The following is a 10,426-nucleotide window of genomic DNA, read 5'->3' on the forward strand; positions in this document are numbered from 1 at the left end:
GCTTCGCCCCGGGCAACGCCTTCGAAATGCTGGCGCGGGTGCCCGGCTTCACCTTCAGCGGCGGCGCAGAGGTGCGCGGCTTCGAGGGCGCGGCGGGCAACGTGCTGATCGACGCCGAGCGGCCGGCGTCGAAGAGCGACAACCTGGAATCCATCCTGCGCCGCATCCCGTTCTCGCAGGTGGAGCGCATTGACCTGATCCGCGGCGGCGCTCCTGGCATCGACATGCAGGGGCAGTCGGTGATCGCCAACGTGATCCGCAAGCAGGGCGGCGGCTTCCGGGGCCTCGCGGCGCTCTCCAACAACGCGGCGTACGACGGCCGCATGGCCCAGGGCGCGCGGCTGGAGGGCTCCGGCAAGTGGGGCGCGACCTCGTGGGAAGCGGGCGTCGTCGGCGGGGAAGGCATCGACGATGGTGCGGGGGAGGGACCGGCCATACACCTGGCGCCCGACGGCCGGCTGCTCGAGTCCGCCTTCCTCGACACCGACGGCGACGTGCGCAATGTCAACGTCACCGGCGCCATCGAAACGCCGTTGGCCGGCGGCAAGCTGCGGGTGAACGGGCGGCTGTTCGCGGAAGTGTACGAATACGACGAGCTGGGCCGGGTGACCTTCCCGACCCCGTACGTCGCCCGTGGTCTCGACGAGGTGGATACCGTTTCCACCGAGCTTGGCGGCCGCTATTCCCGCAACTTCGGCGCCCGTACGGCGCTGGAGCTGGTCGGCATCCAGCAGACCGAGTCGCAACAGATCAGCTCCAACTTCGAAGCGCCCGGCGAGGACGTCCGCTTCACCCGCGATTCCGACACCGGGGAGAGCATTGGCCGGGCCAAGGTTTCCTACCGCCAATCCGACCAGCTCTCATTGGAGGCGGGCGCGGAAGGCGCCTTCAATTGGTTGGAGGGCGTGACCCGCCTGGCCGTCGACGGCCAGGCGATCGACGTCCCGGCCGGCGACGTGCGGGTCGAGGAGAAGCGCGGCGAGGTCTTCACCAAGGCGGTCTGGCAGGCGCACCGCAAGCTCACCCTGGAAGGCGGCCTGCGCTACGAGGGCTCCAGCATCTCCGCGGAAGGCGATGTCGAGCTCGAGAAGACGCTCTATTTCCTGAAGCCGCGCGCCGCCCTCACCTGGGCGCCGACCGACAGGACCCAGGTGCGGCTGCGCATCGAGCGGGTGGTGGGCCAGCTGGACTTCGAGGACTTCGTCTCCTCCGACTCGGTGAACTCCAGCACGCTGACGGCCGGCAACCCCGACCTCGACCCTGAGCAGGAGTGGGTCGTCGAGGCGGCCCTGGAGCGCCGATTCTGGGACGGCGGCGCAGTCGTTCTGACCGCCCGCCGGTCGAACCTCACCGACGTGATCGACCGCGCGCCAATCCGCACCGTGGACGGGGTGTTCGACGCCCCCGCCAACATCGGCGACGGGACCCGCGACGAGCTGGCCGTGAACCTCACCCTGCCGCTCGCCAGGCTGGGGCTCAAAGGCGCCCAGTTGCAGGCCGAATCGACCTGGCGCCGCTCGGAGGTGACCGACCCCACGACGCTGCAGACGCGCGAGATCTCGGGTCTTCGGCCGCTGGAGTGGGAGGCCCACTTCACCCACGACCTACCGCGGCTGAACACCACCTGGGGCGTCAATGTGTTCGGCGCCTGGCGCGAGACCTACTACCGCTTCGACGAAATCGATGTGGTCAAGCTGAAGACCTGGGTGGAGCTGTTCGCGGAGGTCCGCCCGCGGCCGGACATCAACGTCCGCCTCGCCGTCCAGAACGCCGGCGAACGGGGCCAGCGCCGGACCCGCTACGTCTACCCCGGCGGCCGCGACGTAACCCTCGCCCCCGAGGTCTTTGACCGCGATTTGCAGTTCGGCCGGATGTTCTATGTCCGCGTGCGGAAGAGCTTCGGGGGGTGAGGCGCCGTCAGCGAAGCCGAGCGATCTATCCGGGTCGATCGCACCGACGGACGCCCGGAGCGCAAGCGAAGGGCCGGTAGCTCGGCCCCCTTAGCCCGGGCAACCCGTTCGCCGACCCTTGTCGCGCGAAAGCCGCACCTGACGGAAAAACCAGCGAACGCTGTAAATTTAAGCTTCGCCGAACAACGTCCGGCGGGCTACCCAAGCGTCTGGGGAGCCCTGAGTCCATGTTCCTGTCCGCCACTTTGGCCGCGGCGCTGGCCGCTGCGGAGCCCGGTGATGTCGCGCCGCCGGCCGCGCCCGCTCCGCCGCCTGCGGCGCCGGCGGAGGGACAGCGGGGCGTGAGCTCCTATCCGGCGGAGTATTTCGCCGAGGCCCGGCCTCAGACCGCTTTCGACATGATCTCCCGCCTGCCCGGCTTCACCTTCGACAAGGGCGAGACGGTGCGCGGCTTCGCGGGCGGGGCCGGCAACGTGCTGATCAACGGCGACCGGCCGGCCGCCAAGACCGAGGCGCTGGAGGACACCCTCAAGCGCATCCCCGCCTCCTCCGTCTCCCGGATAGACGTGATTCGCGGCGGCGCGCCGGGGATCGACATGCAGGGCAAGCCGGTCGTCGCCAACATCGTCCAGCGCACCGACGCCAGCTCCCAGGGCCTGTTCCAGGTCCACGAGCACTACAGCCCCGACGGCCGCCACCTGAACGGCGCGCGCCTGGAGTATTCCCGCCGCTGGAACGGCCGCCGCATCGAGGCCCTGGTCTCCGGCGGCAGCGGGTATTCCGACAACGTGGGCGACGGCGCGCGACTGCGGATCAGCCCGTCGGGAGTCCCCTTGATCCAGGGCGGCATCTACGCCTGGGGTCACGGCTCGCGCTACAACCTCACCGGCGCCTACGAAACGCCGGCGTTCGGCGGCAAGCTGCGTGTAAACGGCCGCCTGTTCGTCAACCCGGGCTCAAGCCACGAGTACCAGAAGCTCGACGTGCCGGCGGGGGGCTTCGAGAGCTTCGTCAACAAGACCAAAAACCTGCAGCGGGAGATCGGCGCGCGCTGGTCGCGACCGATCACCGAGCGGCTGACCTTCGACGGCATCTTCATCCGCCAGGCCCAGGACTCCGAGACCGACCAATTCCAGGACCTCCTCGCCTTCGATCAGGCCCTCCGCCTGGAGAAGGACACCCAGGAGACCATCGGCCGGGGCGAGTTGACCTTGCAGGCCCACCCGCTGCTCTCGCTGAAGGGCGGCTTCGAGATGGCGTTCAACTCGCTGGAGAGCGAGACGCGACTCGCCCGAAACGGCGTGGCCGTGCCGCTCCCCGCGGCCAACGTGCTGGTCGAGGAGGAGCGGAGCGAGGTCTTCGCCACGGCCTCCTGGCGTCCGTCGCCAGCGCTCAGCGCCGAGGCGGGAATCCGCATCGAGCAGTCTACCGTCACCTCCTCCGGCGACGTGGTGCTGGAGAAGACCCTGCGCTACCCGAAGCCGCGGCTGATCGTGGTCTGGTCGCCCAACCCGCAGAACCAGGTGCGGGTGCGGCTGGAGCGCTACGTCGGCCAGCTCCGCTTCGAGGACTTCACCGCCGCCAGCCAGGTCGGGCAGCAGGTGGTGGCCGGGAACCCCGACCTGGAGCCGCAGCAGGAGGACATCTTCGAGGTCGCCTACGAGCGGCGGTTCTGGAGCAACGGCTCGGTGTCGTTCACCGGCCGCCACGTGGAGATCAGCGAGGTCGTCGACCGCGTCGCGATCCTCGGCTTCGAGGCGCCCGGCAACCTCGGCGACGGCACGCGGGACGAGGCGATCGTCAGCCTCACCCTGCCCCTGGACCGTTTCGGCCTGTCGAACGCCCTGCTGAAGGGGCAGGCGACCCGCCGCTGGACGGAGGTGATCGACCCACCGACGGGGCTTCCGCGCGAGATCTCGCTGGTTAAGCCGCTCGAGTGGGAGGCCCACTTCACCCAAGACTTCCCTGAGCGGCGACTCGGCTGGGGCATCGACGCCTACAGCGCCTTCCGGGAGACGACCTATGGCCTGACCGAGATCAACACCTACAAGCTGAAGGCCTGGACGGTGCTGTTCGCCGAGTACAAGCCGCCCGGCTGGATCATTCGCGGCGAGATCCAGAACCCCATCGGCCGGGGCGCGCGCCGCACCCGCACGGTATGGACCGGCCTGCGGGGCCAGAGCCCGATCGCCTACGTCGACGACCGCGACGTGCAGGTGAAGCCGTTCTTCTTCGTGGTCGTACGCAAGCTGTTCGGAAGCTAGGGCCTTCCTTCCCTCCCTTTCATGGGGAGGGTGGCCCGGAGCGAAGCGACCGGACCGGGTGAGGGTGTCCTGGCCTTGCAGGCGTCACTCCCCACCCCGCCGATGCTTTGCATCGTCGACCCTCCCCTGAAGGGGAGGGAAACTCCTATCCCTGATCCCTTCTGACCGCCGCCGGGCTCACCGCCTGGCGCTCGCCGTCGAGGACCGGGGCGATCGGCTCGGGCTGGGCGCCGCCGCCGGGCTCGTTCACGCCATGCGCCCAGTGCTTGATGAAGAAGCTAAGGGCGATGAAGGCGACGCCGATGCCCATGCCCCACAAGCCGAGCATGTTGAACACCTCCAGCGAGCTCCGCAGCGCCGCAGCCGAGTCCAGCACCTGGCCGCCGACCGTTTCGGTCCCCGCGTGGCCGGCGATGATGCCGCCGACGTATTGAGCGATGGACGAGGACAGGAACCAGACCGCCATCATGAAGGAGACGATCGAGGCCACCGACAGCTTGGTGATCTCCGACAGGCCTACCGGCGAGAGGAATAGCTCGCCCGTGGTGTGCAGCAGGTAGAGCAGGCCCAGCAGGATCAACGGCAGGCGATAGTCGGCGTCGGCCATCCCCGCGCCCCAGACCACGATCATGAAGCCGAGTCCGACCTGGATAAGGCCCAGCCCGAACTTCATCACCGGGTTCGGGTCGCGTTTGCGCTGGGCCAGCCAGGCCCACATGGCCGCGAAGATCGGCGCGAAGATCAGGATAAAGCCGGCGTTGAACGACTGCACCTGGGCGGCGGGCACGCCCATCAGGTCGACGTTTCGGGCGGCGAACAGGTTCAGCGAGGTGCCGGCCTGTTCGAACAGGGTGAAGAACACCACCGCCCCGAAGATCAGCACCAGCGCCAGCATCATCCGCTCACGCTCGATGCGGCTGCACTTGAAGATCAGGAAGTAGACGATGAACGCCAACGACAGGATGGTGCAGATCCCCAGGCCCCAGCCGACCAGGTCGTTGCGCTGCACCAGCAGCCAGACGCCGCCGACGCCGATGATCGAGGCGATGTAAATCACCCACTCGCGGCTGAGCGGACCGAGGAAGGGCTGGCGCAGGCGCTCAGGGTTCGGCGGCTCGCCTTTGCCCTGCAAATGCGGCTTGCCCCAGATGAAGACGAGCAGGCCGGCCAGCATGCCGATCCCGGCCAGGCCGAAGCCGGCCCACCAGCCCACCTGCTGCCCGAGCGCGGCGCAGAGCACCGAGGCCCAGAAGGCGCCGAGATTGATGCCGTAGTAGTACAGGGTGAAGCCGCTATCCCGCCGCGGATCGCCCTGCGGATAGAGCTGGCCGACGATGGTCGAGATGTTCGGCTTGAGGAAACCGACACCCATGATGATCAGCGAGACCGCCAGGTAGAAGGCGTTCTTGCCGATCGGGTCCTCGCTCTTGGTGACGGTGTAGGAGCCCTGCGGCAGCACCGGCGGGAGCGGCGAGGCGGCGGTCATCCCCTTCACCTCGAGGCCCGCGGCGCCTTGGGCGAACTCGAGCCGCTGTCCTCCGACCTCGATGAACGCCTTGCGGTCGTCCATCCGGCCTTCTGTGATGATGGGATAGGATTGGCCGGCGTAGACCAGCGTCTCCTGGCTGGGCCGCCCCTCGATCGCCATCGTCGAGTGGCCGAGCACCAGCAGCACGGCGCCGAACAGGATCGCCTTGCGGGTGCCCAGGAAGCGGTCGGCCAGGATGCCGCCGATCAGCGGCAGCAGGTAGACGAGCGAGGTGTAGGAGCCGTACTGGGCGCCCGCCGTCTCGTCGTCGAACAGCAGGTGTTGCGTCAGGTAGAAGATCAGGATGCCGCGCATCCCGTAGTAGGAGAACCGCTCCCACATCTCCGCGAAGAACAGGATCATCAGGCCGCGCGGATGGTTGCGCAGCATCTGCAGCAACACCGGGATCCCGGTGGCGAGGGTGATGAGAATCCCGATGAGGATGATGATCATACGAGGCCTTTTCGGTCCCTGTTGCTCGGCGGACAGGGAATTTCTACCTGCACCGCAACGGTTTGCCGGGAGAGAACCATGCAAGGGGCGCAAGCACAAGCAAGCCGGCGCCCCGCGGAGCTAGGCCGGGCCTTGCGCGTTGACCTTCCCGACAGGAGGACTGCGCCATGACGAACCCCATCCGACTGGAACGCGCCGGCCGCCGCTGGCGGGCCCTCTTCGCCGGCCATCTGATCGCGGACAGCGACGACGCGCTGATCCTGCACGAGGAGGGGTTGAACCCGGTCGTCTACTTCCCACGCGGAGCGGTCTCGATGGAGTACATGTCGCGCACCGACAAGACGACCCGCTGCCCCTACAAGGGCCAGGCGACCTATTACACCCTGCTGATGGACGGCAACCTCGCCGAGAACGCCGTCTGGAGCTACGAGGACCCGATAGACGACGTCGCCGACATCTCCAGCCGCATCGCCTTCGACCCGAAGATGGTGGACGTCTACGAGGTGGACGAGAAGGTCGCGCGGACCATCGATCATCACAGGGACGAGGACCGAGCCCGCGTCGACGAGGTGGTCAAGCACACCGACACCGGCGCCGGCTACAGCCAGGGCGAACGCTGGCGGCAAAACGTGGCCGATCCGGAGTCGTAGCCTCCGCCCGCCCCCGCACACGCTTCGCGACGATGATCAGGCGAGGAGTTCGGCCGCCCTTCGCCGAACGTCCGCGGCAGGAGTCACCGCCAGGGCGGCCCCGGAGAAGAACAGGTCGGCGGTGATCTCGACCGCGGCCCAGGGCGGAAAGGCAAGGGCTATGATGCCCTCGCGGGTCGCCGCCTCGGCTTCGCAGATAGCGAGGCCGTCCAGCCGCCCGAGGAACAGATCGAGGCTGAAAATCCGGCCGGCGTGCTCGACGGAGCAACGTCGCTTGGCGATATCCGCCCCCGGCAGGATGGCGAACGCCGCGTGCTCCGCTTCCGACAGGTATATGTTGACGATCGGCTCTGATACCGCGTCGGCCGAGCCATACTTCTTGCAGAGCTTAAACTCGCGCTGGCCGCTCGCCTCGTCGGTGATGGCCCGCAGCCGCATGCGCCCGCCGGTCAGGTAGCGGTCCTCGATCAGCCGTCGGCGCGAGATGGCCAGCGCTTCCACCGCCTGCGGCCGCACGAGGAACCGCCGCTCGTTCTCCAGGACCGCGTACTTGGGCAGCTGCACGGTCCCTACCGCACCTAGTAGGCCAAGGCCTCGAAGACCTTGCTCACGTCGCCCTGCCATGGCCCGTGGTAGGCCTCGAGCAGACGCTCGGCCGGGGTGATCCCGCTCTCGGCGATCTCATCGAGGTCGGAGAGGTAGCCGGTCTCGTCCACCAGGCCGCCGGAGAGGCGATTGCGGTTCTTCAGCCCCTGGCGGGAGATGGCCAGCATGTCCTTGGCGATGTCCTGCACCGTCCGCCCGCCGACCTCGGCCCTCAAGCCCAGACGGGCGACGTCGGCGCGGACCTGGTCGTGCTCGTCGGTGGTCCAGTCCTTACAGAGGTCCCAGGCCGCCGCCAGCGACGGCGGGTCATAGAAGATGCCGGTCCACAGCGCCGGGAGCGCGCAGAGCCGGCTCCAGGGGCCGGCGTCGGCGCCGCGCATCTCCAGGTACTGTTTCAGTCGCACTTCCGGGAAGATGGTGGACGTGTGGTCGGCCCAGTCCTTCAGGCTCGGCGTCTCGCCCGGCAGCTCGGCCAGCTCGCCCTTCATGAAGTCGCCGAACGCGCGCCCGGCCACGTCGATGTAGCGGTCGCGCTTGACGAAATACATAGGCACGCCGAGCGCGTAGCGGGCGTAGGTCTCGAAGCCGAACCCCGGCTGGAAGACGAAGTGCAGCATGCCCGTGCGGTCCGGGTCGGTGTCGGTCCAGACGTTGGCCCGGCCCGAGAGGAAGCCGTTCGGCTTGCCCTCAGTGAACGGCGAATTGGCGAACAGGGCGGTGGCGATCGGCTGCAAAGCAAGGCTGGTGCGGAACTTGGCCACCATGTCCGCCTCGGACGAATAGTCGAGGTTCGCCTGCACGGTGCAGGTGCGGAACATCATGTCCAGGCCCATGCCGCCGACCTTCGGCATGTACTGCCGCATGATTTTGTAGCGGCCCTTGGGCATCACCGGCACGTCCTCGCGCCGCCACACCGGCGTAAAGCCGAGCCCCAGGAAGCCGAGGCCCAGCTCGTCGGCGACGACCTTGATCTCCTGCAGGTGGGCGCCGGTCTCCTCGCAGATCTCGTGCATGGTGGCGAGCGGCGCGCCGGAGAGCTCGAACTGGCCGCCCGGCTCGAGGGAGACGTTGGCCTTGCCGCGCTCCAGGGCGATGACGTTCTCGCCCTCGTAGACGCCCTTCCAGCCGAACCGCATCAGCCCTTCCAACAGGGCCTTGATGCCGGCCGGACCGTCATAGGGCACGGGACCCAGGTCAGCCCGGCGGAAGACGAACTTCTCGTGCTCGGCGCCCACCAGGTGTTCGGACGGCGGCTTGCAGCCGGCCTCGAACCAGCGGACCAGGTCCTCGAACGTCAGGGGACGATCCTCGCACGCGGCGTCGGCCATCCACACCCCTCCCCAATACCATGCAGGACGCTCCTGGCGGCCGGCGGCGTTCCTTACGCTGTCAGGCAGGTGGGCGCCAACCGGCGAAACCTCAAGTGCGCCAGTCCCCAAGCGCCGCCTGCCAAAGCGTGAGCGCAGCGATGGCGGCGGTGTCGGCGCGCAGGATCCTGGGGCCGAGCGAGGCCGCCGTGGCGTAGGGCAGCGCCCGCAGGACCTCGCGCTCGACCGGCGAGAAGCCGCCCTCCGGCCCGATCAGCACGGCCCAGGACCCGGCCGGCTGTTCGGACAGCGCCTGCAGGGCCGGCGCGGCGTCCCCACCCTCGTCGCAGAACAGCAGGCGGCGGCCCGCGTCCCAGCCCTGCACGAGCCTCGGCAGCTTTACCGGTTCCAGCACCTGCGGCACGTCGAGCCGGCCGGTTTGCTCGGCGGCCTCGACGGCGATGGCCTGCAGCCGGGCGACCTTGGCGTGGTCGGCGTTGGTCCGCTCGGTGATCACCAGGCGCACCCGCGCCGCGCCGAGCTCGGCGGCCTTCTCGACGATGGTCTCCAGCCGGGCGCGCTTGACCAGCGCCACCACAAGCTCGAGGTCGGGCGCGGCGATCTGATCGCGCACCTTCTCTTTCACCTGCAGGACCACGCCCTTCTTGCGCACGTCCAGCACGATGCCGAGCCACTCCCCATCGGCGCCGTTGAACAGCAGCAGGGCGTCGCCCGGCTGGCGGCGCATCACCGAGGACAGGTAGTGGCTCTGCTCAGGCCCCAGAGCGATCTGGGCGTCCGTGGCGAGCGGCTCGGCGACGTTCAGGCGGATCATGGCTCCGTTTAACTCCACCGCTCATCCCGGCGAAAGCCGGGATCCAATACGGGGTCTGCGCCGGCCCGGCGGCCGGATGGATCCCGACTTGCGTCGGGATGAGCGGTTGATGGGGGCGTTACAGCCGTGCTTGATCTCTCCCGATGAGCGCGCCCGGCCCCACCGAGACCCTCACCGCCGGGCAAGCCCGGCGCATCGCCCTCGCCGCCCAGGGGCTGGCGGGGCCGCGCCCCGAGGGCCCAATCGGCCCGCGGCAGCTGATGCGGATGATCGAGCGGCTCGGCGTCATCCAGATCGACAGCGTCAACGTCGTCTCGCGCACCCACTACCTGCCGCTGTTCGCAAGGCTCGGCGCCTATCCGCGGCCGCTGATCGACGAGCTCGCCTGGGGGAAGAAGCCGAAACTGATCGAATACTGGGCCCACGAGGCCTCGCTGATCCCGCCGGCCACCCAGCCGCTGCTGCGCTGGCGGATGGCGGACGCGGCGGAGGGCGTCGGCGTCTGGACCGGCATCGCGCGGTTCCTGCGCGACCATCCGCAGCTCATCGACCGCACCCTGGAGGAGATCCGCACCCGAGGGCCGCTCGCCGCCTCCGACTTTGAGTGGGGCCAGAAGAAACGCGAGAAGTGGTGGGGGTGGAACGAGCCGAAGCGGGCGCTGGAGGGCCTGTTCTGGACGGGCCGGCTCACCACCGCCACCCGCCGCAACAGCTTCGAGCGGGTCTATGGCCTGCCGGAGAAGGTGCTGCCCCGCGCCGTCGTCGAGACCCCGACCCCGCCGCGCGACGAGGCCCAGCGCGGCCTGCTGCGCATCGCCGCCCGCGCGATGTGCATCACCACCGAGAGGGACCTGCGCGACTACTTCCGCATGC

The 10,426-nt window shown here is 68.8% G+C and carries 8 protein-coding genes; 4 read left to right on the forward strand and 4 right to left on the reverse strand.

What is annotated here, in order from left to right; all coding sequences use genetic code 11:
- Together VHK87_RS11550 and VHK87_RS11555 are read left to right on the forward strand one after the other, a co-directional pair.
- On the forward strand, window positions 1-1,910 hold a 1,910-nt coding region (locus tag VHK87_RS11550; RefSeq protein WP_329635044.1), incomplete at its 5' end, for a TonB-dependent receptor plug domain-containing protein.
- Between the two features lie 227 nt (window positions 1,911-2,137).
- On the forward strand, window positions 2,138-4,174 hold the full coding sequence (locus VHK87_RS11555; RefSeq protein WP_329635045.1) for a TonB-dependent receptor plug domain-containing protein: 2,037 nt from the start codon (window positions 2,138-2,140) through the stop codon (window positions 4,172-4,174).
- Window positions 4,175-4,319: 145 nt separating this feature from the next.
- On the opposite strand, the gene VHK87_RS11560 is transcribed toward VHK87_RS11555, so the two are convergent.
- Window positions 4,320-6,155, reverse strand: coding sequence for an oligopeptide:H+ symporter (locus VHK87_RS11560; RefSeq protein ID WP_329635046.1), 1,836 nt, complete (start codon window positions 6,153-6,155; stop codon window positions 4,320-4,322).
- 167 nt (window positions 6,156-6,322) lie between these two features.
- Between VHK87_RS11560 and VHK87_RS11565 the strand changes: the two genes are divergently transcribed.
- Window positions 6,323-6,805 carry a DUF427 domain-containing protein gene (locus VHK87_RS11565; protein WP_329635047.1) on the forward strand — a complete coding sequence of 161 codons (483 nt, stop codon included), beginning with the start codon at window positions 6,323-6,325 and terminating at the stop codon, window positions 6,803-6,805.
- A 36-nt stretch (window positions 6,806-6,841) separates the two neighbouring features.
- Here the strand turns inward: VHK87_RS11565 and VHK87_RS11570 are convergent, their stop codons facing one another.
- The 3 genes from VHK87_RS11570 to VHK87_RS11580 all read right to left on the reverse strand — a co-directional run bounded on the left by VHK87_RS11570 (window position 6,842) and on the right by VHK87_RS11580 (window position 9,553).
- Window positions 6,842-7,369 (reverse strand): hypothetical protein, encoded by a 528-nt coding sequence (locus VHK87_RS11570; protein ID WP_329635048.1) that lies wholly within the window; start codon window positions 7,367-7,369, stop codon window positions 6,842-6,844.
- A gap of 14 nt (window positions 7,370-7,383) precedes the next feature.
- Window positions 7,384-8,739, reverse strand: coding sequence for a glutamate--cysteine ligase (locus tag VHK87_RS11575; protein WP_329635049.1), 1,356 nt, complete (start codon window positions 8,737-8,739; stop codon window positions 7,384-7,386).
- Between the two features lie 91 nt (window positions 8,740-8,830).
- Window positions 8,831-9,553, reverse strand: coding sequence for a 16S rRNA (uracil(1498)-N(3))-methyltransferase (locus tag VHK87_RS11580; protein WP_329635050.1), 723 nt, complete (start codon window positions 9,551-9,553; stop codon window positions 8,831-8,833).
- Window positions 9,554-9,696: 143 nt separating this feature from the next.
- Between VHK87_RS11580 and VHK87_RS11585 the strand changes: the two genes are divergently transcribed.
- Window positions 9,697-10,426 (forward strand): winged helix-turn-helix domain-containing protein (locus tag VHK87_RS11585; RefSeq protein ID WP_329635051.1); only part of this gene is annotated, 730 nt, incomplete at its 3' end.

The sequence above is a fragment of the Phenylobacterium sp. genome, from assembly GCF_036263695.1.
GTDB lineage: Bacteria > Pseudomonadota > Alphaproteobacteria > Caulobacterales > Caulobacteraceae > Phenylobacterium.